This is a genomic window from Thalassospiraceae bacterium LMO-JJ14 (assembly GCA_021555105.2).
Taxonomy (GTDB): Bacteria; Pseudomonadota; Alphaproteobacteria; order Rhodospirillales; family Casp-alpha2; genus UBA4479.
Window position 1 is genome coordinate 3,622,129 of sequence record CP134604.1, and the last position, 25,372, is coordinate 3,647,500.

Consider the following 25,372-nt stretch of genomic DNA (forward strand, 5'->3'; position numbering starts at 1 on the left):
GGTGTAAATTCTAGCCCCCCATAACCAACAAATAAATTATGTATAAAACAATTTATGAAAGGCTCTACTGTATTCATACAGGTCCGGTTCAATAAAATGGCTAAACTGTCCATACTGCTTTACCGGGATTAGCTGAATGGGCAAAAATGTGTTTTGATATATTACAGCCAGCGTGTTTCGCTGAAACATATCGAGGGTATTTTAATCAAAAAGACGCTTCTGCACTTTCTTTTGGTCGTGATTTCCGCCCTGTCGCTGACGACGATAGAAGCAACGGCTTCTGAAACACTTCCCGAAACAAAAAAAATCATCGCGGTATTTCCCAGAGATTTCCACCCTTATTTCCAGATGAACGAAGACGGCCAGCCATCCGGCTTCGCAATTGATGTCCTGAATGCAGTCGCGGCGCGTGCAGGCCTGGAAGTAAGCTATAATGCCAAGAGTTCTTGGTCTGAGGCCGTTGCAGACTTACAAGACAAGCGGGCTCACGTCATTCCAAACATGGGCATCAGCCAAGAGCGAAAGGCTATCATGTCTTTCACTTCGCCCGTCGACACATTAATTGTTTCCGGGTTTGTTCTGAAAAATTCCAATGCCATTGTGAGAATCGACGATATTTCCGGACATACGGTTGGTGTGGTCGAAACCAATATCGCGGCGACCCTGATGAAGGATCGGAATGATATCAATTTAATAGTATACAAAGACTTTTCCGACGCTTTGCTTGGACTTCTTGTTCGGAATATCGATGTCTTCTTTTATCCAGAAACACCTGTTTGGGCCACGGCTACGCAGGGTAAATTTGATCACCAAATTCGGGATATTGGACCGCCACTAAAACGTATTGAACGGGCAATCGCCGTCCGCAGCGACCTCCCAGGCGTGCGCGGCATTCTCGACCGGGAACTGCGCGCTTTTCAGGCAACCGATGAATTTGAGGAACTGTACAGGAAATGGCACGGCCTAAAACCGGGTTCCGGTATTTTCCATTTTGCCCCTTGGTGGGCTGCAGTATCTGTCGCGACAGCTCTATTGCTCGGCAGCTACATGTTTGCCCGCTTGAGACGCCCCGGAACATTTAGAATATCTGAACGAACGGTCGAAGATATTCGTTCAGAGAATTCCTTACGAGAAAGGATTATCTGGCTGATCACTGTTATCACTGTCGTTACGCTGGTCATCACCGGCACAGCGATCTGGGCTCTTTACACGACAGCATTTGACGAAGAAAAAGGTCGGTTGCTGGAAACAGCAAGGAGCCAGGCCGAACTTATCGAGAGCGTCGCCATATTTAACGATCAGTTCAACTCTGACTATCCGGGCGGAAGTGACGCAGCAACAATCGCAGCAATTCGTGAAGGCTTCAGTCCTGCCTCAGGGACAACAGAAACAACTCTCGCCCGAAGAAATGGTGACCAAATTGTCTTCCTCTTTAGGCAACTGGCTTCGCGGAGTTTTGATCTGGCACAGGTTCCTCTCAACTCAAAGCGCGCAGAACCCATGCAAAGGGCGCTTTCCGGAATGACCGGGACAGTTGTCGGCCGGGATTACCGCAACGAACTTGTGCTTGCCGCGTATACACCGGTTCCTTATCTCGATCTCGGCATCGTCGTAAAAAGGGGTCTCAGTGAAATTCGAGAACCTTTCTTTCAGGCCATCTCATTTGCCGCTTTGGTCGCGGTGTTTGTTATTGCGGCAGGCGTGTTTCTGTTTGTCCGGTTATCCAATCCAATCCTTTCCCGAGCCTTGGAGAACGAGGCAAAACTCAGAAAAGTCCTCGATACGTCACCGATTCCTTTGACGATCAGTGACTATTCGACGGGTGAATTCCTGTATACCAATCCGGCAGCGGAAGAGTTGTTCGGGGCAACATCCGACGGCCTCATCGGCCATACGACAAAAGATTACTATGCCAAAATTTCTGACAGGGAACGTGTTTTCAAAACAATGGATAGGGATGGCGCAGTCAGAAATATGGAAGCCATCGCAGCCAGGAACGATGGGGTGAATTTCTGGGTTAACATTGATGCCCGCCAGATCATGTTCGAGGGTCGGAAAGCCGTTGTTGCTGGCATTGCCAATATCGATGAACGCAAGAAAGCCGAACATGCATTAAGGGAGAGCGAATCTCGTTTCAGGGATTTTGCGAAATCAGCTGCCGACAGTTTTTGGGAGACGGATGAAGAAAACAGGTTCACATATGTATCCTCGTCGATTGAAGGCATGAAGATCGACCCGGAGCGCGACATGTACGGACGCCGTCGCGAAGAAATCAAAGGGCTTCAATATTCGCAAGAATCTTTGCAACGTTTGTATAAGATTTTATCCAGTCACAAACCCTACAGGGATTTTGAATGCCAGTTAATCTTCGAGACCGATGGCATCGAGCACTATATCCGCGATAGCGGCACCCCCATTTTCGATACGGATAAAAAGTTCAAAGGTTACCGCGGCACCCTCACAGACATAACCGAGCACAAGACCTTTGTGGCAAAGTTACAGGAAGCCTCACTTGGTCTTATCAATGCTATAGCAGTTACGATCGAAAAGCGCGATCCATACACCACCGGGCATCAAAACAGAGTCGCTCATCTCGCCGTGGGCATCGCCAAGGAATTAAACTGGAACGAATCCCAAATATTGGGCCTTCGTCTCGGAGCGTTGGTACACGATATTGGAAAAATTTCCATACCGGCAGAAATACTGAGTCGTCCCGGGAAGTTGAACGATGCAGAGTACCAACTAATCAAAACCCACCCTCAAACGGGATACGATATTCTCAAAAATCATCAGTTTCCCTGGCCGATTGCCGAAATGGTTATTCAACATCATGAGCGAATAGATGGATCCGGCTATCCAAGAGGGCTAACCGCTGATCAGATTCTCCCCGAAGCAAAAGTCATAGGCGTCGCCGACGTCGTCGAAGCTATTTCTTCGCATCGACCCTACCGTGCGGCACTCGGCATCGAGGCAGGCATAGAAGAAATTACACGAGGCAAAGGTACAGCTTATGACCCCGATATTGTTGATGCGTGTATCAAATTGATTGTAAAAGGCGAATTCGATTGGAATAAAACGGACGATACATAGTTTGATTCATCTCAATTTTTGCACCCATACAAATCTACCCTGACAAGAAAATGTGTATGGTCGTCCCATGGCAAAGCGATACGGCCCAGATGTTAAAAAAGCCCTTAACCTTTTGAATTGGGGACTTTTTATATCGTTGCGGAAGCACGCAACCACTTATACCGAACACCGTCCAGCCGCGATACCAAACGCCCTGTACCCGTCCTTCGATATAGACGTGGACGGCACGCGCGGGCAACGCCTTACTCGAATTCGAGAATGATCTGGTCGACGGCGAGGTTCGAGCCGGCCTCGGCCTTGACCGCGGCGACGATACAGTCCTTTTCGGCCCGGAGCACGTTTTCCATCTTCATCGCCTCGACCACACACAGTTCTTCGCCGGACTTCACTTCTTGTCCGACCTCGACGGCGACGGAGACCAGCAGCCCCGGCATCGGCGACAGCAGAAGCTTCGACGTGTCGGGCGGCTCCTTGACCGGCATCAGCGCATTCAGCTCGGCGACGTGCGGTGACAGCACCCAGGCTTCGGCACGAATCCCCCCCTGCGAGATAATGTAGGCAACCGTCGAACGCTGGACCTGGAAGCAAACCATCTCACCGTTGACGTCGGCGCGGAACAGCGGCTCGCCCAGTTGCCAGTCGGTCTTGACGGTCATGTCTTCGCCGTCGACGGTCAGGCTGACCGTACTGTCCGACGCATCGCCGACACGGGCGCGGTGCTCCCCTTCGGCGAAAATAACGATCCAGTCGGACGACACGCGGCGCGAATGAGCGGCGATCTGTCCGGAAATCCGTGCCGCACGGGCCTGGTAAGCCGCATGCATGACGGCGGCGACGGCGGCGAAGATCTTCGGGTCCTTCGGCGCCGTGTCGGCCGGGTTAAAGCCGTCGGGATATTCCTCGGCGATCAGGTTGGTGGTCAGCCGTCCCTCGATAAAGCGCGGATGCGTCATCAGTGCGTTCAGGAACGGGATGTTGTGCTGCACGCCTTCAATGAGGAACTCGTCCAAGGCGCGCTGCATACGTTCCGTCGCCGCTTCACGGTCCGGCCCGTAGGTGATCAGCTTGGCGATCATCGGGTCATAGTACATGGAAATCTCGCCGCCTTCGTAGACCCCCGTGTCGACACGTACGGCGTCGGGTTCCTCGACCGGCGGGCGGTAGTTCACCAGACGCCCGATCGACGGCAGGAAGTTGCGGAACGGGTCTTCGGCGTAAATCCGGCTTTCGATGGCCCAGCCGGTGAGCTTTACATCCTTTTGCGTGAACGGCAGCTTTTCACCGTCGGCGACACGGATCATCAGTTCGACGAGGTCGAGACCGGTGATGTATTCCGTCACCGGGTGTTCGACCTGCAGGCGTGTGTTCATTTCCAGGAAGAAGAAGTTCTTGTCCTTGTCGACGATAAACTCGACCGTCCCCGCCGAATGGTAATCGACGGCGGCAGCCAGCGCCACGGCCTGCTCGCCCATGGCTTTGCGGGTTTTCTCGTCGAGGAACGGCGACGGTGCTTCTTCGATGACCTTCTGGTGGCGGCGCTGGATCGAGCATTCGCGCTCGCCCAAATAGACCGTATTGCCGTGTTTGTCGGCGATGATCTGGATTTCGATGTGGCGCGGGTCTTCGATGAACTTTTCGACGAACACACGGTCGTCGCCGAACGACGACTTGGCTTCGTTGGTGGCGCGGATGAACCCGTCCTCGGCCTCCGCCGCGTTCCAGGCGATACGCATGCCCTTGCCGCCGCCACCCGCCGATGCCTTCAGCATCACCGGGTAACCGATCTCGTTGGCGACCTTGACCGCTTCCTTGGCGTCGGCGATGGCATCCGGGTGGCCCGGCACGCACGACACCTTGGCAGCGTTGGCGAGCTTCTTGGATTCAATCTTGTCGCCCATCGCCGTGATCGCCTTGGGGCCCGGACCGATAAAGGCGACGCCGGCTTTTTCCAGTGCCTGGGCGAATTTGGTGTTCTCCGACAAAAAGCCGTAGCCCGGATGCACGGCATCGGCGCCGGTCTGCTCGATCGCGGCGAGGATATTGTCGATGACCAGATAGCTTTCCGCCGTCGGCGCCGGGCCGATGTTGACGGCCTCGTCGGCCATCTGCACATGCAGCGCGTCCTTATCGGCGTCGGAATAGACGGCAACCGTGGCAATGCCCATGGCACGCGCCGACTTGATGACCCGGCAGGCAATCTCTCCCCGGTTGGCGATCAGAATTTTTTTGAACATGGTGTTACTGCCTTAAAGCGGAATGTTGTCGTGCTTCTTCCAGGGGTTCTGCAAATCCTTGTTCTTCAGCATGCGTAATGACTTGCAAAGCCGTTTGCGGGTCGAATGCGGCATGATCACATCGTCAATGAAGCCGCGGTGCCCGGCAATGAACGGATTGGCGAAACGGGTGCGGTATTCCTCGGTCCGCTTGGCGATCTTCTCAGAGTCACCGATGTCGGAGCGGAAGATAATCTCGACCGCGCCCTTCGGTCCCATGACGGCGATTTCCGCCGTCGGCCAGGCAAAGTTCACATCGCCGCGCAGGTGCTTGGAACTCATCACGTCATAAGCCCCGCCGTAGGCCTTGCGGGTAATCACCGTGACTTTCGGCACCGTTGCTTCGGCATAGGCGAACAACAGTTTGGCACCGTGCTTGATGATACCGCCGAATTCCTGGCTGGTCCCCGGCAGGAAGCCCGGCACGTCGACGAATGTCATGATCGGGATGTTGAAGCAGTCGCAGAAGCGCACGAAACGTGCCGCCTTGATCGATGAATTGATATCCAGGCATCCGGCCAGCACCATCGGCTGGTTGGCGACGATGCCCACCGTCGCGCCTTCCATGCGCGCAAAACCGATAATGATGTTGCCGGCATAGTTCGGCTGCAGTTCGAAGAAATCCCCCTCGTCCACCACTTTGGTGATCAGTTCCTTCATGTCATAGGGCTTGTTCGGGTTATCGGGGATCAGCGTATCCAGCGACATTTCGATACGGTCGTGTGTATCCGGGGTCGGACGAACCGGCGGTTTTTCCTTGTTGTTGAGCGGCAGGAAATCGACGAACCGGCGCATATACAAAAGCGCTTCCATGTCGTTGGTGAAGGCGCGGTCTGCAACACCGGATTTCGTGGTGTGTGTGATCGCACCGCCCAGTTCTTCGGCCGTCACCGTTTCATGCGTCACGGTTTTGACGACGTCCGGGCCGGTCACGAACATGTAACTGGTGTCTTCGACCATGAAGATGAAATCCGTCATCGACGGCGAGTACACGGCGCCGCCCGCGCACGGCCCCATGATCAGCGACACCTGAGGCACCACGCCCGATGCCAGCACGTTACGCTGAAACACCTCGGCATAACCGGCAAGGCTGTCGACGCCTTCCTGAATACGCGCGCCGCCGGAATCGTTAAGGCCGATCACCGGTGCGCCGACCTTCATCGCCTGATCCATGATCTTGCAGATCTTGCCGGCGTGGCTTTCCGACAGCGAGCCGCCGAATACGGTGAAATCCTGCGAAAATACAAACACCGGACGGCCGTTGACGGTGCCGTAACCGGTCACGACGCCGTCGCCCGGCGTCGAGGTTTCCTGCATGTCGAAATCGACGCAGCGGTGCTCGACGAACATGTCCCATTCCTCGAACGAGCCTTCATCAAGAAATACGTCGATACGTTCGCGGGCCGTCAGCTTTCCCTTGGCGTGCTGCGACTCGATCCGCTTCTCGCCGCCGCCAAGCCGCGCACGTTTGCGCCGTTCTTCAAGCTCCGCGATGATTTCCTGCAAGTTGACTCTCCCGTTTGCGCCACCCCCGATACATGCAATTGATCGAAGTCGAGACTGGCAGATGGTTCGGGATCATATAGCAACACACCTGCATAATCTCAATTAATAATAAATTTATTGCATATAAAGATTATTTTTTCATATATAGTGATATGCTAAGTCAGATACCTTATGAAGTACCCTCTGGTCTCCTCAAGACCGCGCGCAAGCTCGATCCTGTTCGCATAGCGATAGCCGGCGCCGATCATCCGCTCCCTATGGAAACCGCGAGATCAGCCGCAATTCAGGGTCTCATCGATCCAGTGCTTATTGGTGACAAGGCGCGGATTTTGAGGTTCTCCAATCAGCTGTCATGGGAGCTGGGCGGACATTCTATTTTACATGCAAGCTCAGAAGTCGAAGCCGCCGAAGCGGCCGTACGCATCGCTTCGGAGGGTGGCGTGGATGCCATAATGAAGGGCCAAGTACATACGGACGTGCTGTTACGCGCCGTATTATCCCCTTCTTTTGGCCTGCGGGCGGGCCGGCGCATGACACATGTGTTCCATCTCAGCCTTCCCGGTTCGCCGGCCCCCCTGCTGGTCTCCGACTGCGCAATAAATGTCCGTCCGGATGAACGAACGTTGAAAGATATAGTCCTGAATACGCTGGATCTTGCCAGGTCGCTCTCGATTGAGAAACCACGAGTTGCTCTTCTTTCGGGCACAGAGAGCATCATCGAGAGCGTTCCATCCAGCGTGCTTGCCCACAACGTGAAATCCTGGGTCAGGACCCAAATGAGGGATGGAGAGTACGTCGATGGTCCGATGGGCTTGGATGTAGCCATTTCCCAATCGGCGGCAAACATCAAAGGCGTGAAAGGTGATGTTGCGGGTAACGCCAACATCCTAATCGTCCCCAACCTCGAAGCCGGCAACGTACTTTTCAAATCCCTTGTTTATTTCAGGTCCGCACTGCCGGCCGGACTTTTGCTAGGGGCCAAAGTTCCGATTATCCTCACCAGCCGCGCCGACCCGCCGGAAGCAAGACTCGCCGCAACCATCATTGCGCAAATTCATGCCGCAATAAAATAGACCGCGCCCTCCAACTCGCCAAATAATCGGCTGATAAAGTCGGTTTCTGTCATCATGGCCAACGCAATGGCGACCGACTATTTTTTCCAGGTCCTTTTGCATCCAAATCCAGTTCCTCCAAATAAAACGGGCCGCAGCATAATACTGCGGCCCGTTCAAGTATGCTCCACAACTAACCGGTGAAGACTTAGGGAGCCGGAGAAGACTCTTGGGTAATCAGTTCTGATAAAGCGGCAGCAACCGTTTCGGTTTCAGCAAAGCATCACGTCTGTAGGGTTCCGAAAGGTCCCGCGTCGTCACGATGTTAATCACTGAAGGCCCGTCGATCGTCAACGCTTCGGCTATTGCTGGGCCTATTTCTTCCGGCTTTTCAACACGCACCGCATGGGCCCCCATATCGCGCGCAATTTGCGCGAAATCCGGGTTTTCCAAATCGGTCCAGAAGTAACGCTCGTCGAAGAAATCGAATTGGTTCCGTTTCTCCGCACCGTACTGCGAGTTATCAAACAAAATGGCGATCACATTAATCTTCTCGGTTACGGCGGTCATGACCTCCTGCATCGTCATTCCCCAAGCGCCATCGCCCATGAACGCAAAGACTGGCGTGTCCGGTTTTGCAAGCTTGACGCCGAGAGCGGTCGGGTAAGCAACACCAATGCCACCCAAACTTCCCGCAGCAATCCACTGTCGATGGGAATTAAAGGTGAAGTATGCATTCGCAGACCCGGAAATGTTACCGACATCGGCGACGACAGTCGCATCTTCGGGGATGGCCTGGGACACCTCCCAAAGAGCCCGACGCGGATGTGAGGGGCCGCCCTCCTGTGAGGATATTTCTTTCAGTTCGCGCGCCCACGTTTCCTTTTCCTCGTTGATCCGCAGCTTGCGACCCGCATGATCGACATTCTTACCGCCGCCTTCCGTCGCGGTAAGAAGCTGTTGAACAACCTCTGCGCAGTCGCCAACGAGCCCCAGTGCAACCGGGCGAGTAACGCCGATTTCAAGCGGGTTGATCGTATTGTGGATCAGCTTCGCATCCTCAGGGAAATAATCCATGTCGTACTGAGGCACGGTCCCGAATTTGTTGAGGCGCGTTCCGAGTGCGAGCACAACGTCCGCGTCCTTGATCAGGCGCATGGCGGCTTTGGAGCCCTGATATCCGATCGGGCCGACATACATCGGATGGTTGCCGTAAAAGGCGTCATTGTGATTGAAAACACATGCAACCGGCGCGGTATAACGTTCGGCAAGTTGGGCGATGAGATCGCCGGCATTGGAATCAATGGCCCCCAAACCAGCCAGAATCACTGGATTCTTCGCATCCTCGAGGAGCTTGACCGCCTTATCGATTTCGCTCTGCGCCGCACCACCGTACCGGCCGTCAGTGCGGTAATTCTCGGGAAGCCATTCATCCTCGTCAAACTCGCCGTAATAATAGTCACGCGGAATATCGACCTGAGCCGGACCGCGCATTGAAATCGCTGCACGAAATGCGCCGCGAATACCCTCTGCCATACGATCAGGGCGATTAACCCTGAACTGATGCTTCATCAACTTATCGAACAGATAAATTTGCTCGATCTCTTGAAATGCATCGGTTCCCATTGTGGTGCTCGTTACTGACGGCGTCAGGACAACGGCAGGCGTATGGTTGACGTACGCGCTGGCTACACCCGTAACGAGATTGGTCACGCCAGGCCCATTCTGGCCGATGCATACCCCTGGTTTGCCTGAGGCACGACCGTACCCATCTGCCATGAACGCGGCCGTTTGCTCGTGACGCACCTGAATGAAACGGATGCCTGCTTTCGGGAAAATGTCTAGCGGGTCCATGAATGCAGATCCAACAATCCCGAACATGACCTCAACATTTTCCACGCGGAGCGCCTCAACAAGGGCCTCGCTACCGGTGATTTTTCGAGCCATAAAAAGATACCCTTCATAAATATTGCAATACTTTTCTCAATATATAAAATTATGTTAGCATATCAACATAAAAATATTCCTATTAATGAGATCTGGCACCCATGAACGAAAACAAACTGTCTGCTACACCTATAAAAGAAGAATTCGACTTCATCATCATCGGCGCTGGATCAGCGGGAGCTGTAATCGCCAACAGACTGACCAAAAACGCACAAAATCGAGTTCTCCTCCTCGAAGCAGGCGGGGAGATGAAATCACCTTGGCTGCACATACCGCTCGGGATTGGTAAGATTATCAACGACGAACGGTTTATCTGGCCGCTGCTAACAGAACCCGAACTCAATGGGCGCGCACTGCACTGGCACCATGGAAAAGTTTTAGGTGGGTCGAGTTCCATCAACGCTATGCTTTTTGTCCGAGGACAGCCCGAACGTTATAATATGTGGTCAGAAATGGACTGCCCCGGATGGGATTTCCAAAGCCTTCTGCCATACTTCAAGCGTCTGGAAACCGCTGCCTATGGCGATGAGAGCTTGCGGGGGCACGACGGCCCTATTCACCTGACGCGTTTGGAGCCGGAAGACAAGATTTCGCAGGCATTTATAGATAGCTGTGTTCACAACCAGATTCCGTTCAACGAAGACTATAATGGCAAGCAAACCGGGGGTGTATCCCGATTGCAGATCGCCGCATCGAACGGAATTCGTTGTGGTACTTACCACGGTTATCTGAAGCCCATTCGAAAACGGGCTAACCTCGAAATAAAAAAGCATGCCTTAGCAACCCGAATTATTTTAGAGAGCCATACGGCTAAAGGCGTCCAATACTGGCATCAGGGAAAACTTTTCGAAGCCAGCGCAAATCGTGAAGTGATCCTTTCTGCCGGCGCACTCAACAGTCCAAAGCTTCTGGAGCTATCCGGGATTGGTGATTCTGAAATCCTGAAAGCTAATGGCGTCGATGTCATTCATCACTTGCCTGGAGTTGGATACAATTTACGAGACCATTTGCATTGTCGTGTCAGTTTCGAGACCAACTGCCATGCAACTGCCAATGACTTAATCAATAGTCGGATGTTTGCAGCATGGGAGTTGCTTAAGTACGCAACCACAAGGCGAGGCTTGTTTGCGACGCCCAGCTTCAGGGCTCACGCCTTCGTGAAAAGCATACTCAGTGATTATTCTGATACCCGCATCCAATGTGCACTCTCAAGCAGTCAAAGCCGTTACGTCAAATCTGGAGTAGACCCGTTTTCCGGTTTCCATATCGGCTCGTATTTTTTGTTCCCGAAATCACATGGTGAAATACATATCCGCTCGCCCCACGCCGAAGACGCACCCAACATTAGAGCAAACTATCTGGAACACCCGGATGATATAAATGCGACCCTTTGGGGGGTGCGCCGCGCTCGTGAGATCGCAAGAATACCGCCTTTGAGCGATCTGGTCGTGCGCGAAGTCAGGCCTGGGCTTGATACTGAGAACGATATTGAACTACTCGATTATATCAAATCGAGCGCCGAAACATCGTGGCACCCTATTGGCAGTTGTTCGATGGGCCGTGACAGGAATAGTGTTGTTGCCCCTGACCTTCGCGTTCATGGGGTCGGTCGGCTGCGTGTTGCAGACGCTTCCGTTATGCCCATTCACACCACCAGCAATACAAACGCCCCCAGCATCATGATCGGTGAACGGGCCTCCGATCTAATCCTCAATCCTTGATGGCCGAATATTACAGGTCCAGAACGAGCCGAGGCGACTTTGAGCGTGAGCAGCAAATCAGCATATATTCCCTTTGCTCTTCCTCATCCAGCACATAGTCCATATGCTCGGGCTCACCCTCCAAAACACGCGTTATACATGTTCTGCAGAGACCTGCTTCACAAGAGGTTTCAACTTCTACTCCATTTTCGCGCAGGACCTCGATAATCGACTTGTCAGCAGGAACAACATACTCTCCGCCACTTTTCGCAAGCTTCAGCTTGAATCCTACACCAATAACGCCATCCCCACCGTCTCCCATCAAGGCATCGGGAACCGGCGAATCTCCTTCTGGAACCTTGAAGAGCTCAAAATGGACGGTGCCCTTTGGCCAGCGTGCAGACGCCGCCTTCACTGCGTTCATGAAACCGGTCGGTCCGCAGTAGTACAAATGGGTGCCTTCCGCATAGTTTTTGAGCAACGCGGCAATATTGAGCCCGCGCGAGGGTACACCGCCGTCATGATGAACATTCACCTTACCTGATGCTCCCAACTCCCGAAGCTCATCACGAAAAGCCGTCTGCTCCGGAGACTTGGTACAGTAATGAAGCTCGTAATCCGCACCTGCACCCTCTAAGTGACGGACCATCGACATGATGGGTGTGATACCGATACCGCCCGCCAAGAGCAGATGTTTATTCGCCCCCTCCGCCAATCGAAAGTTGCTGCGTGGCGCCGAAATACTCAAAATCCTTCCGACATGGACCAGATCAAAGATCGCCTTCGACCCACCTCGTCCATTTTCGTCGCGCAGTACGGCAAAAACGTAACGACTGCGCTCTTTCGGATCATTGCAAAGTGAATACTGACGTACCCGGCCATCCCTGAAATAAAGGTCGATGTGGTCCCCGGCATTGAAGGGCGGCAGATCATCTCCGTCCGGATGAACGACTTCATACTGATTGATATAATCGCCTTGGTACACGATCGAGCGAACGCGTACCGATAACGACGCGGAACCCGTCATTGCTTTTACCTCGTCTAGTTGTTGTTGCCGTCAATCAGATAATGGGACGGCCAGAGTGCAAAGAGTTACCCGTAATCTCGCTCGATTTCGGTCAATTTGTCGCACATGAACTGTTTTCTCTCCTCGCCGATATATGCATCGGCTGCGGCTGTCAAAGCGACGATCTTTCGACCAATTTCTCGGATAACTTTCTTGTCTTCCTCGTCATCCGGGCGACGGCTTACTGAGATGATTGTGTTCTGCGTGTAGCAGTGGGTTGGCAGCCCTTCAGTCGCCCTGGCGTGCAGGGCTTCTGGGTTTGCACCCTGATTCTTCCCGCGTACCGCCTGTCGCAATAACTTTCGAAACATATATACGCCGGCATCTGCCGCCATCGGATTCTCTAACGCATGAATTGCGATCGGGCGTTGCCCCACGATCACTTCCCAATCTCCGGGCAAACGCACACTCTCTTCATAGGGTCGATCCCCGACCTGACCGCCCAGGAAGTCCATATCGTCCCAACCAACTTTGTCCTCACAACCAAGCTCATACGGATCTATCGTTTTCCCAAACATACGATAACCGTAGACGATAGAGTTCTCATCATCGACGGGCACATACCAGCGCATCATGTGGACTCTGTGGAACTTCCGAACCTCAGCGCCATTTTCAAACAAATACGCATGGAAAGTATGATTTGGTAGGGAACATTCGTTGATACGCCACCACACGCGATCATCACTCATTCTTCGTCCCGCGATAAATGCCATACTTGTGCTGTTTCGCACTTCAGTGAAGTCCAGCACCGGAACCCCGCTGAATGCTTTCAATGTGAATCTATCTATATCGATATCCGCAGGCGGGTCTCCATCGAACAAGATGGCGGGATTGTGAAGCAGGCTCGTGTGAACCTGGTCGGCGATATTATCTAGGACCTGCAACCAATTGCACGGAAACACATTCGAGAATGGCACCAGGCGCGTGTCATCATATTTGTCCATCGCATCCCATTCCGGGAACGGCGGCTTTTTATCCGGAGGACCCATATAGGCAAAAACCAACCCGTCACGTTCGAACGCGGGATATGCCCCCTGGCAAACAGTCTGGCTCAATTTTGCTCCATTGTCCGGCTCGCCGGGCGCATCAAGCAAGGTGCCGTCAACATCATAATGAAACGCATGATATGGGCAGCGAATACCTCGCTCGCCGATAATGCCAAACTCCAAAGAAGCCCCTCTGTGCGCACAGTGCCGTTGCATAACACCGACTTCCCCACGCTTATCACGGAACGCAATTAGATCCTCACCCATGATTCGAATCTTATGCGGGACATCCCTTAATTGTTCGGACATACAGACTGGCTGCCAAAAACGTCTCAGATACTCACCAAGAAGCGTGTCCGGACCCGAACGAGTGATCTCCGAGTCCTCTGAAGGCACATTTCTGTGATGGTAAGCAGAATAGCTAAGCTTGTTAGGGGGATTTTCCGCCGGCACCGAAACGTCGTCCATTTTCAACTCCCATTCAAATTTGGAACCCAATTATTATAAAATGTTTTTCTCATTAATTGAATAATTATTTTCGTTAAATGATATAATAAACACCGATTAATCAAGTGTACACCCCCCGTTATATAACCGTATGGTTGGAAGAGGTTGCGCGTTCAGGGTATTCTTAATTCATTCATACCGGGTCAAAGTCTTGTTGGGGCAATCTTTGATAAAGGCGACAAAAAGCTTGCATAGACTGAAATAGGAAAGCACCGTTAAAGCCATGGAAATGAAAGACAACAAAGTTACCGGCGCCTTGGCAAGGGGCATGAAAATTATCGACGTCATCCGCAACATCGGTCGTCCCGTGTCGTCTACAGAGATTTCGCAAATCTGTGAATTCGATGCGAGTACCACCCATCGCTTGCTGCAAACGTTACACGAGCATGGGTATATAATCAGGGATGATGCCGCAAAACGATATTTTGCCAGCCCGAAGTTACTTTTCCCGCTTTCGATATACAGCCCGCTCAACGAATTTCGCCGTGAAGCGGCTAGGGCAGCAGATCAATTCCGCGATGAATACAATCAAACGACGGGATTTGTACTCTTCTGTATGCAAGAACGCATTCTTGTCGAAATAGCGACTGGGCAGAATTCCCTCAGCCCCGCCTATGACACTTGGTTAAATAGTCCCGTTCATGCTTCTGCGTCCGGAAAAATTTTACTTTTAACCATGAGCGCTTCAGAGCGGCAAAAATGGCTAGGCCCTGGACCATTGGAAGCCCATACCAGCCATACAATTACTGATCCGGCGGAACTAGAGCACGACCTAGAAAAATGGCAACAACACGGTTACGTAATTGCACGAGATGACTATTTCGACGGGCTGACGGCCATCGGGGCACCTATCTGGACTGAGGATGGCGCCTGTATTGGTTGCGTGTTCATGAATGGCCGATCAGCCAATATCCCAGAAAGTCAGCTCGAAGGGCTGTGCGATGCTCTCAAATCGATGGCTGACCTGTTTTCCTTGGGAACCCCCGCGATTCAATCTGTTGGCCGCATGTTTGGAGCCAGGCCGTCGCCAAATTTCCCACGCCTGAATTCGTCTGGGAAATTGCGCTCCCATGGTTCGTAACTAATCACCCAAACAAGAGACCCGCAATAGATACGGCGACCAAGAAAAACAGAACCCAGCGGCGAAATACTTCCTCATCCAACTGGCCAAAGCACTTCTTACCCAATACTGCTCCTGCAAGATAGATTGGCGCGAACCCTACGCCGAGAATCATTTCTCGCTGGCCAAAAGCATTCTCGAAAAACAATACACCCAAAAAGAATATACTGACGAAAAATACCCATACAATTAAGTTGGCGCGCGTTGTGCGAGCCGCATCAGACATGGAAAAAAGTACAGGAACGATTAGAATTCCAAGCGCCGTTGCACCCATAACTCCACCTGCCCCAGCCCCACCGGCGACAAGTTCATAAGACTTGAATGGCCTTGAGCTCCGCACGCCTGTAAGCAAAATAAGTGCAGCTACTCCAACAGCCGCATAAATCAAAGTTCGCACGCTCCCCGGGTCAGCCGATATCATCAGATAGCTGCCGAATGGAATGGCGACCATTGCACTCGCGACAGTAAACAAAACTGTCCGTCGTGCGGCAAAACGAAAGGCATCTTTAAGCAATCCGAAGTTCGAGCAGATATCTATGATCAACACAATTGCCGCGGCCGAAGGGGGCGCCAGAAACAGAACCAAAACAGGCATTAAAACCAGCGGCCCGCCGAAGCCTGTAAAGCCCCTGATGAACCCAGCGATTAGCACAACAGGAACTGAAACGAGAAGCACGGTTAAATCAGGCATCTCACTCACGAGAACATAACGCTGGAGCGAAACCCCTATGACCTATGGAATTATACCTAGTATCGAACACGCAGCACTTCGCTGAACCAGGGGACAAGAACGATAATCAACCAAGCACTAATCAGTGCCAGCAGGTATGGCACTACAAATTTCACTAGCTTCAGATATGGGATCCCTGTAACGCCACTGGCGACATATAGATTCAAACCATACGGTGGGGTAATAAAACCGATCGCTGTCCCGACCATGAATATCACGGCAAAATGGATTGGATCTACACCAGCCGATGCGGCAATTGGAGCCAGAATCGGCGCGAAGATGATTGTGTTTGGTATGCTTTCGATGATCATCCCGGAAACTAGGATCATAACCATACAAAGCGCCAAAACTCCGTAGTATCCGCCGCCAACGGCGGCAAAAATGTCATTGACGAATTCCTGAACGCCAAGCACCGCGAATATCTGCTGCATCACGACGGAAATCGCAACCATAGGTGCCAGCATGGCCGTTAATTGGCTGGACCTTACTAAAACCTTCGGCAGGTCCCTGAATTTCATTGACCTCGTTACTACCATCCCTGCGAGCACTGTAAACCCGACGGTGATACCTGCGGCTTCTGTCGGAGAGAATATGCCGCTATAGATACCAAACAGGACGATCACGATTGCCAGTAGTCCGAGGTAAGCACGCGCACCGGCACGGGCAATATTCGATGCACGAAATTCTACGATCTCGCCCCAGCCATTTACTCTACTGATCAAATAAGCAGTTAGTTGCATTGCTATAACCAAGATCACTCCTGGCAGCAGGCCAGCAACGAACAGATCGCCAACTGGTAATTTCAACAGCACACCGTAGACGATGAACACAATACTTGGTGGAATGATAATCCCAACAACACCACCCGAAGCAATCGTCGCTGCGGCAAATCGGCCATCATAACCTTGTTTAAGTAATTCTGGATTCATGATCGAGCCGATCGCGGCCGTTGTCGCCGAGTTTGAACCCGAGACGGCTGCGAACAATCCACATGCCCCAATACTCGTCAGCGCCATGCCTCCACGAATCCAGCCGACTACGCTAAATGCAAAATCAGCAAGGCGTTTGGCAATCCCCGTTTCTTTCATCAAATCGCCAGCGAGGATAAACAACGGTAATGCCAACAGCGCAAAGGAACTGAGCCCCTCGAAAAGGGTAACCCCGAAGTTAGCCAACGTGAAGTCAATGACGAGACTGACACCTATCACCCACGTCGAAATAACCAGGAAAATCGGCACGCCAAGCATGAAGAATACAAACGTGAGCAGCGAAACTAACGAAATAAGCGTACTTTGATCCATGATACAGAGTGTCCCAGCTTTTAATCGGCCGTAAATATTGTAGTGTCGACCTCTAGCGGCTCTTTGCGAAGATAAGCCGTTATGTCTATGACCAGGTTTTGAATGACCCGAAAAATTACGAGGCCCCAACCAATTGGTGTTGCCAAGTAAAACCACCATTGAGGAAGATTGTCGGTACCCTGAACGATAGCAAAATTCATATGCACAAGCTGAATTTGCTCAATCGCGAAATATATGACGACAGCTGAGACCCCTAACCAGAGGGCAGCATCCAGCAACACACACAAAAACTTACCATTGTACGGAAGGTTCGCCCTCACTTCTCCGAAGCGAAGTTGGGTGCGTGTACGTATATTATAAGCAGCTCCAATCCAGGTGACCCAAAGAAACAGGTACACTGGGATCGAACCACTCCATGGGCTTTGATAGTTAAAGACAAAGCGCTGGACCACGGCCAATATTATAATTCCAGCAAGCACAGCAAAACTAATTGAGACGACGAACTTCTCTAGGTTTTCGTCGACCACACGCCATATTGAAGCGGCAGTCATTTGACCCTCCATTCCTCACGGCACCGACATCTGGTGTATAAAACCCAATTGAGCCGCAATACCATCATTCCTGATACCAGTCGCATCAAGCCCGGCGCATAAAATGCGCCGGGCTTGATTAAACTGTCACGGAATTAACCGCGCCACCAGCGACGTGGCTCAACATTGACGGCATGTGTATCTTCAGGAATCTCCCGGGCGATAGCACCGATCTCGGCATAAGTATCATGCCCGCCGGACCAATCGTTTAAGCGTTCGCGCCACTCCGCCCAGGGCTCAGGGTTATGCTCCGGCGTACAACTTTTCTTGATCTTGTCTATTTCTTCTTTCGAGAAGAAACTGACGCGCACACCTTCCTTCTCCCATATACTTCCAGGGGTCGGCGTTGCCGTCCGGCCGGTGATTTGCATCAATGCGGCTTCGTTCATCCCTTGCGTATAGACTTGAGCCGCATACGCCGCTTCGAGCGCCTGCTCCTGGTAAGCAGAGCCGAGTTTTTCGAAGCTCTTAACGTTGAAGGCTGCGTGCTCCGTGTTCGCAAAAAAGCCAATTTCGAGCGCCTGTGAAACGACCGGGCTCATGCCAGCGTAAGCGACTGCCCCGGCACCGGTTTCAGCGCCGTCGATCAAACCGTTCTTAAGGCCTTCGAGGGTTTCTTCCCAAGCAACTGGGACAGGGTTCAGCCCCATCAATCCAAGTGCGGTGCGTCCCATCTTACTCCCGGTTGCCCGAATTTTGGCGCCCTTGATCTGGTCAATGCTCGTGACCAAAGGCTTGTCGTCCCACTTCAGCCCAAGATAGAGCCCGCGCAGTTCGCAATGAGTATACATGAACTCAATGCCATGGCGCTCACGCATCGGTTTGCGGAACAATTCTTCACTTTTCGGGTGATAGAAAAAATGGTGCATCGACGCCCGGGAAGGGAACATGTATGGGTAATCAAGGACATTGTAATAAGGTGCGGATGCGGCTGAATTCTGCGTCGACGCTGAGAAAATATCGACAATCCCTTGTTGAGTTTTCTTAATGCAATCGAGCTGGTTACAAATCTGCCCACCATCGAGGTACTCGATCCGCACAGCGCCGTCCGTACGAGCTTCCAATTCACGCACGAAATGCAGCATGCCAGCCTTCTCGACACTGAGGATCTGGGGGGTATAACCGGCCGCTCCGTACTTTAACGTAATTTTTGGTTCACTCTTGAACCGTCGCTCATATGTTGACTTCGCCGCTTCGGCCAGTCTCGGCGCTGATATCAGCCCAGCCATGCCGGCGCCTGCCATCATTGTCGACATCATCCCGTATCGCTTGGCGATTCGAACGAAGTCACGACGTGTGATTCCCTCATCGGGGCTCTGAACTTCACCGGTCTTCCCGTCTTTATCGATAGTCATACTTGCCTCCCAATTTGGCGTTTATTGAATTCTGCACCGTCATAACAAACCAATGGCATGCCAGCGGGGTTAAAATAGAAACGATAGTCTCATTAAATGCAATCTTTTTTTTATTAATCAAGATATATATTGTTCATTCATCAGGCGCGCCGTCTCTTCTGCGTACAGACAGCCCCATAGACACAATATCTTTGAAGTTTAGGTGCCTACAGTCAGAAAAACTTCGCCGCACAACATCGCGAACAACCTTGCGACCTAGTTCGAATGACAGATCTGGGGCACGATAGGGTCATAAGCAGGGAAGTTTAGCGAATGAAAGCACCGTTCGCTTTAGCGCATACACACCTATTCTGGACAGAAAGGCCGCCTCTAAATAGTTCTTTAAGAGCATTCGCTACAAGAAAGTGATTATATTGACATAGTCTTCTGTATGGACACCGATGTAGTTCTTTCCGGCTGCATACATATTCTGGATGCGGTTCATCCGTCAGACGTCAAACCGTGGCAAGACGTCTCTCGGCAAATTCTTGACCGCATTTCAGCTTGAACGGGGGATTTTTCCGACGAGGAATCGTTCAATCCACGGGCGGCTCCGTCTTCGGTCACTTTTCGCAAACTAACGACGAACTTTGGTTAGGATGATTCCCCGGTGCAAGAGACCGCACAGTTTACTCGGTTACAGGCCGCCGGCGCCACACTCCGTCTTGCCTGCACCCGACTGGTGGAAGTCGGCTATGGCGCTCTCGGGGCGCCCTTGCGGTAGCCATGGTTTCACGAAGGGGACGCTGGCCGATCTGATCGTTCGCCGCCTCCAGTCTCTCGTCGTTGTACATCCCGAAGAGGCTCGGAAGATGCTTGATTTCGCCGTGGAGGTCGTAGCGCTGGACGGATTTAAATATGTGGAGAAACGCGTCTGTCACCCGGACACCCCGGTAACCCGTTTAACTTGGATGATCTGGACCTGAAGTTCCTGGATTGCCCCAAACCCACACTCGGGAAACAAGCAGTGCCGATACTCGCGTTTCTGAAGGAGATTAATAAGCCCGGTGCTGTCGCACCATGCGCGTGCATTACTCCGGGCGAGTCAATTTTTTGACGGCTGGCCGTTGATCATTAATCGACTTGCATTGCTACCCTGTTCAGTACTTCAAGGCTTTCTCTATCTGGGCAAAAGGACAAGCATACACGACGCATAAGGGCGAGATCGAATCGGTTGATGTTGTGGAGATTCGCGAATCCAACCCCGTCTGGGAAAGGACACTATCAAATCCGAAGGATTTCCGTTTAACTCTATTTACTTACTGCGGATTAGAACGATCATATTGCATATTTTTCCTGCGCCAGCTGCTTCTATTTTGCTTCCAGCTTTATATTTGGCCGCAGCGCCCCGGACAGCAAAAAGCCCCCAACTTGTTGAGACGAGGGCTTTTTATTTGGGGAGGCGTTCCGCCCGCTTCGCGCAGCGGGAGCAGGATTTGTCACGTAGGGCTCGCGCCCTCGTGTCCACTGCAAGCCGTTGTCTTACAACGGCTTTTGTGCAAAACAGCAGGTTCATTCACACGCTCGGACCCAATAAATAAGGCCCCCAAGTTGGGGGCCTTATTTATTGGTTGCGGGAGCAGGATTTGAACCTGCGACCTTCAGGTTATGAGCCTGACGAGCTACCGGGCTGCTCCATCCCGCGACAGTGGTTTTTACCGGGGCATAGCCCGGCAGCAGCTATTTGTTTTGCCTCGACAACTTTTCCCGCACGCCATGTGCGGCGTTGTCTCGGCAGGGCGGGCTGCGCCATCCCGCGACAGTGGTTTTTACCGGGGTATGGCCCGGCAGCAGCTATTTGTTTTGCCTCGACAACTTTTCCCGCACGCCATGTGCGGCGTTGTCTCGGCAGGGCGGGCTGCGCCATCCCTCGTACCCGTTCTGTATGGACCCGATCGGAGATCCCGGCCATGCGGGAACGGGAAGAAGAAAGAGGAACGATTGTTTTGTTTGCCTTGCGTTTCGAAGACCTGGCGGCGACCTACTCTCCCACACCTTAAGATGCAGTACCATCGGCGCTAAGGGCTTTCACGTCCGAGTTCGGGATGGGATCGGGTGGGGCACCCTTGCCATGACCACCAGGTCGTCGAAGCGCAAGGTTTGTTGCCTGTCACTGTTGTGACGCGGCGTTCTCTGTCTGGTTTGTGTGCGTTTGAAGTATATGCCGCTCTACGATGCGTAAAGCGCGCCCAGACATTGAGTATGGGCAAACATATTGAGTTAATAAAGGTTCCGTTCGTCCGTGCGCATGAGCACGTTCTGAAGCCTATCGAGCTATTAGTACTGGTCAGCTACGCATGTTGCCATGCTTCCACATCCAGCCTATCAACGTGGTGGTCTTCCACGGCTCTCAAGGGATACCTGGTTTTGAGGGGGGCTTCCCGCTTAGATGCCTTCAGCGGTTATCCCGTCCGTATTTAGCTACCCTGCTGTGCCACTGGCGTGACAACAGGTCCACCAGAGATACGTCCACCCCGGTCCTCTCGTACTAGGGGCAGCTCCTCTCAAGTATCCAACACCCACGGCAGATAGGGACCGAACTGTCTCACGACGTTCTAAACCCAGCTCACGTACCACTTTAATCGGCGAACAGCCGAACCCTTGGGACCTGCTCCAGCCCCAGGATGTGATGAGCCGACATCGAGGTGCCAAACGATCCCGTCGATGTGGACTCTTGGGGATCATCAGCCTGTTATCCCCGGCGTACCTTTTATCCGTTGAGCGATGGCCCTTCCATGCGGGACCACCGGATCACTATGACCGACTTTCGTCTCTGCTCGAACTGTCGCTCTCGCAGTCAGGCAGGCTTATGCCATTGCACTCAACAGCCGATTTCCGACCGGCTTGAGCCCACCTTCGCGCGCCTCCGTTACTCTTTAGGAGGCGACCGCCCCAGTCAAACTACCCACCACAGAGGGTCCCGGATCCCGGTTCAGGGATCGCGGTTAGATACCAGAGAACAAAAAGGCGGTATTTCAAGGGTGCCTCCACGCCAGCTAGCGCCGACGCTTCAAAGGCTCCCGCCTATCCTACATAGTCATTCCCTAGTACCACTCTGAAGTTGTAGTAAAGGTGCACGGGGTCTTTCCGTCTAACCGCGGGTACTCCGCATCTTCACGGAGAATTCAATTTCGCTGAGTCGATGTTGGAGACAGTGGGGAAGTCGTTACGCCATTCGTGCAGGTCGGAACTTACCCGACAAGGAATTTCGCTACCTTAGGACCGTTATAGTTACGGCCGCCGTTTACCGGGGCTTCAATTCAAGGCTCTCACCTCTCCTTTTAACCTTCCGGCACCGGGCAGGCGTCAGACCCTATACGTCGTGTTCTCCACTTCGCAGAGCCCTGTGTTTTTAGTAAACAGTCGCTACCCCCTGGTCTGTGCCCCCCGCCGATGGTTGCCCATCAACGGGGCCTGCTTCTCCCGAAGTTACGCAGGTATTTTGCCGAGTTCCTTCAACATCGTTCTCTCAAGCGCCTTGGTATACTCTACCTGTCCACCTGTGTCGGTTTGGGGTACGGTCTATACGGTGGTGTTATTTCCTGGAACAGCTTCGCAGCAAGGACAATCCGATAAGTCCTCACAACTACCGCCATTCGTCACATCCACCAGGCCCTGGAATATTAACCAGGTTCCCATCGACTACGCCTTTCGGCCTCGCCTTAGGGACCGGCTCACCCTGCGCGGATTAGCCTTGCGCAGGAACCCTTGGACTTTCGGCGAGAGGGTTTCTCACCCTCTTTATCGCTACTCATGTCAGCATTCTCACTTCCGATACCTCCAGCATACCTCGCGGTACACCTTCGCAGGCCTACGGAACGCTCCGCTACCACTTGATCAAAGATCAAGTCCACAGCTTCGGTACACGACTTTAGCCCCGATACATCTTCGGCGCAGGACGGCTTGTTTAGACCAGTGAGCTGTTACGCTTTCTTTAAAGGATGGCTGCTTCTAAGCCAACCTCCTGGTTGTCTTGGCCTTCCCACATCCTTTCCCACTTAGTCGTGATTTGGGGACCTTAGCTGGTGGTCTGGGCTGTTTCCCTTTCGACGACGGACCTTAGCACCCGCCGTCTGTCTGCCATGCTCATACTCGTCGGTATTCGGAGTTTGGTTAGGTTTGGTAAGTCTGTGGGACCCCCTAGCCCATCCAGTGCTCTACCCCCGACGGCAATACATGACGCTCTACCTAAATAGATTTCGCGGAGAACCAGCTATTACCCGGTTTGATTGGCCTTTCACCCCTAACCACAAGTCATCCCCTCATTTTTCAACATAAGTGGGTTCGGTCCTCCAGTACGTGTTACCGCACCTTCAACCTGCTCATGGCTAGATCACCGGGCTTCGGGTCTAATCCTACGAACTAAAGCGCCCTATTAAGACTCGGTTTCCCTGCGCCTACACCTAACGGCTTAAGCTTGCTCGCAAAATTAACTCGCTGACCCATTATACAAAAGGTACGCCGTCAGGAGACAAGCTCCCTCCGACTGCTTGTAAGCATTCGGTTTCAGGTCTCTTTCACTCCCCTCGTCGGGGTGCTTTTCACCTTTCCCTCACGGTACTGGTTCACTATCGGTCATCGAGGAGTACTTAGGCTTGGAGGATGGTCCCCCCATGTTCAGACAAGGTTTCACGTGCCCCGCCCTACTCGAGGACAACTGCGCTTTCTACCCGTACGGGGCTATCACCCACTATGGCCCGACTTTCCAGACGGTTTCGGTTCTTACGCAACTGCCACTGGCCTGATCCGCGTTCGCTCGCCACTACTAACGGAGTCTCAATTGATGTCCTTTCCTCCGGCTACTGAGATGTTTCACTTCGCCGGGTTTGCTTCGCCAACCTATGTATTCAGTTGACGATGACGCTAAAGCGCCGGGTTGCCCCATTCAGAAATCCACGGATCAAAGGGTGCTCTCCCCTCCCCGCAGCTTATCGCAGAGTGCCACGTCTTTCATCGCCTCTCGATGCCAAGGCATCCACCAAATGCTCTTAATTTGCTTGAGAACGTCCCATGCAACACGGACCAACGGAACCTCCGCAGACCACACCATCAATCACCGGGTGCGAACGTATTGTTTGTTCGCATCGATAAATCGATGACACGGACCAACGGAACCTGAGTTCCTGTAATCCATGCAGGATCAATCCGTAACGGCCTTTTGAAACCCGTTACAAACGATCCGGCCCCGGCCCGCAAACAGGCAGACCGGAAACGCACAGAACCTTATTAAACTCAACGCGATACAGCCTTCCAAGATCCCCGTCGGTCTCGATGTCGGCACGCCAAAAGACGTACGTCACACCAACGAGGGCTGGTTCCGGAAGGTCTGTATCATGCCGGACACACAAGCATTCACGAACAAACGCGTTCGCGAACTCCTGGAATACTGTGCAAGTCTTCCAGTGTATCCGGCGTTGCCAGACAGAACCTCGTGGCAAACGCATCCAATCATGATGCGATCGTCCGAGGATCGTTCCTCTTTACAATGTCAAATCACCGCAAAAGCGGTGGCAATCTGCCGAAGGCAGATATGTCAGAACAGCGTACTGTCCTGACATATCCGTCTTTTCACGGCCACCCGCAGATAAGAATGGTGGGCCTGGGAAGACTTGAACTTCCGACCTCACGCTTATCAAGCGCGCGCTCTAACCAACTGAGCTACAGGCCCTGCACTCGAGATCCGAAGCCTTCCTCTTTGCCATCCCGGCACGCTGAACATGCAGGGAATGGTGGAGCCGGACGGGATCGAACCGACGACCTGAAGCTTGCAAAGCTACCGCTCTCCCAACTGAGCTACGGCCCCTTGAATTGGCTATAACCTGGGGAAGATGGCTTACGCCATCCGGCCTCTGATTAACATTACGGAAGAGATACGCAGACGGCGGCAAGCCATCCATAAAGAACAGTTTGATCGTAGTAGTAGTATGAAGGGTTGGGCATCAACACTCATCAACGCAACATCGTGCCGAAGCACTCCGTTAAGCGCGCATAAATGCGACAACCAACATCCTTGAAAGGAGGTGATCCAGCCGCAGGTTCCCCTACGGCTACCTTGTTACGACTTCACCCCAGTCGCTGACCTGACCGTGGCCGGCTGCCTCCAAAAGGTT

The 25,372-nt window shown here is 52.7% G+C and carries 13 protein-coding genes, 3 tRNA genes and 3 rRNA genes (1 of these 19 cut by a window edge); 4 read left to right on the plus strand and 15 right to left on the minus strand.

The window, feature by feature from the left end:
- Positions 1–153: 153 nt before the first annotated feature.
- Positions 154–3,090: a transporter substrate-binding domain-containing protein gene (locus tag L2D14_17125; protein ID WNJ99579.1), complete on the plus strand. Its 2,937-nt coding sequence runs from the start codon at positions 154–156 to the stop codon at positions 3,088–3,090.
- A 242-nt stretch (positions 3,091–3,332) separates the two neighbouring features.
- Here the strand turns inward: L2D14_17125 and accC are convergent, their stop codons facing one another.
- The gene (gene accC / locus L2D14_17130) at positions 3,333–5,324 is read right to left on the minus strand and encodes an acetyl-CoA carboxylase biotin carboxylase subunit (protein WNJ99580.1); all 1,992 of its coding nucleotides are present in this window, start codon (positions 5,322–5,324) and stop codon (positions 3,333–3,335) included.
- Positions 5,325–5,336: 12 nt separating this feature from the next.
- A complete protein-coding gene (locus L2D14_17135; protein ID WNJ99581.1) occupies positions 5,337–6,869 on the minus strand; it encodes an acyl-CoA carboxylase subunit beta in 1,533 nt (510 codons plus the stop codon).
- A gap of 152 nt (positions 6,870–7,021) precedes the next feature.
- Here L2D14_17135 and L2D14_17140 point away from each other — a divergent pair, with 152 nt between their 5' ends.
- Positions 7,022–7,942 carry a bifunctional enoyl-CoA hydratase/phosphate acetyltransferase gene (locus tag L2D14_17140; GenBank protein WNJ99582.1) on the plus strand — a complete coding sequence of 307 codons (921 nt, stop codon included), beginning with the start codon at positions 7,022–7,024 and terminating at the stop codon, positions 7,940–7,942.
- A 216-nt stretch (positions 7,943–8,158) separates the two neighbouring features.
- Here the strand turns inward: L2D14_17140 and xsc are convergent, their stop codons facing one another.
- Positions 8,159–9,868, minus strand: a complete 1,710-nt coding sequence (xsc, locus tag L2D14_17145) for a sulfoacetaldehyde acetyltransferase (protein ID WNJ99583.1) — start codon at positions 9,866–9,868, stop codon at positions 8,159–8,161.
- A 101-nt stretch (positions 9,869–9,969) separates the two neighbouring features.
- Here xsc and L2D14_17150 point away from each other — a divergent pair, with 101 nt between their 5' ends.
- Entirely contained in the window at positions 9,970–11,589 is a 1,620-nt protein-coding gene (locus L2D14_17150; protein WNJ99584.1) for a GMC family oxidoreductase N-terminal domain-containing protein, read from the plus strand.
- Positions 11,590–11,599: 10 nt separating this feature from the next.
- Here the strand turns inward: L2D14_17150 and L2D14_17155 are convergent, their stop codons facing one another.
- Both L2D14_17155 and L2D14_17160 read right to left on the minus strand, forming a co-directional pair.
- Positions 11,600–12,595, minus strand: a complete 996-nt coding sequence (locus L2D14_17155; GenBank protein WNJ99585.1) for a PDR/VanB family oxidoreductase — start codon at positions 12,593–12,595, stop codon at positions 11,600–11,602.
- A 65-nt stretch (positions 12,596–12,660) separates the two neighbouring features.
- Complete coding sequence (locus tag L2D14_17160; GenBank protein ID WNJ99586.1) at positions 12,661–14,088, minus strand: Rieske 2Fe-2S domain-containing protein; 1,428 nt, start codon at positions 14,086–14,088, stop codon at positions 12,661–12,663.
- Between the two features lie 262 nt (positions 14,089–14,350).
- Between L2D14_17160 and L2D14_17165 the strand changes: the two genes are divergently transcribed.
- The gene (locus L2D14_17165; protein ID WNJ99587.1) at positions 14,351–15,208 is read left to right on the plus strand and encodes an IclR family transcriptional regulator; all 858 of its coding nucleotides are present in this window, start codon (positions 14,351–14,353) and stop codon (positions 15,206–15,208) included.
- Positions 15,209–15,212: 4 nt separating this feature from the next.
- Here the strand turns inward: L2D14_17165 and L2D14_17170 are convergent, their stop codons facing one another.
- The 10 genes from L2D14_17170 to L2D14_17215 form a co-directional block, all read right to left on the minus strand.
- On the minus strand, positions 15,213–15,938 hold the full coding sequence (locus tag L2D14_17170; GenBank protein WNJ99588.1) for a sulfite exporter TauE/SafE family protein: 726 nt from the start codon (positions 15,936–15,938) through the stop codon (positions 15,213–15,215).
- Between the two features lie 56 nt (positions 15,939–15,994).
- Positions 15,995–17,278: a TRAP transporter large permease gene (locus L2D14_17175; protein ID WNJ99589.1), complete on the minus strand. Its 1,284-nt coding sequence runs from the start codon at positions 17,276–17,278 to the stop codon at positions 15,995–15,997.
- 20 nt (positions 17,279–17,298) lie between these two features.
- A complete protein-coding gene (locus L2D14_17180; GenBank protein ID WNJ99590.1) occupies positions 17,299–17,829 on the minus strand; it encodes a TRAP transporter small permease in 531 nt (176 codons plus the stop codon).
- Positions 17,830–17,963: 134 nt separating this feature from the next.
- Positions 17,964–19,223 carry a TRAP transporter substrate-binding protein gene (locus tag L2D14_17185; GenBank protein WNJ99591.1) on the minus strand — a complete coding sequence of 420 codons (1,260 nt, stop codon included), beginning with the start codon at positions 19,221–19,223 and terminating at the stop codon, positions 17,964–17,966.
- A gap of 1,607 nt (positions 19,224–20,830) precedes the next feature.
- Positions 20,831–20,907 (minus strand) — tRNA-Met (locus tag L2D14_17190).
- Between the two features lie 323 nt (positions 20,908–21,230).
- A 5S ribosomal RNA gene (rrf, locus tag L2D14_17195) occupies positions 21,231–21,345 on the minus strand.
- A 173-nt stretch (positions 21,346–21,518) separates the two neighbouring features.
- Positions 21,519–24,265, minus strand: a 23S ribosomal RNA gene (locus tag L2D14_17200).
- 588 nt (positions 24,266–24,853) lie between these two features.
- Positions 24,854–24,930, minus strand: a tRNA-Ile gene (locus L2D14_17205).
- Positions 24,931–24,989: 59 nt separating this feature from the next.
- Positions 24,990–25,065, minus strand: a tRNA-Ala gene (locus L2D14_17210).
- 210 nt (positions 25,066–25,275) lie between these two features.
- Positions 25,276–25,372 (minus strand): 16S ribosomal RNA (locus L2D14_17215); it runs 1,405 nt beyond the window's last position.
- Together the 16S, 23S and 5S rRNA genes with 3 tRNA genes alongside form the textbook arrangement of a ribosomal RNA operon.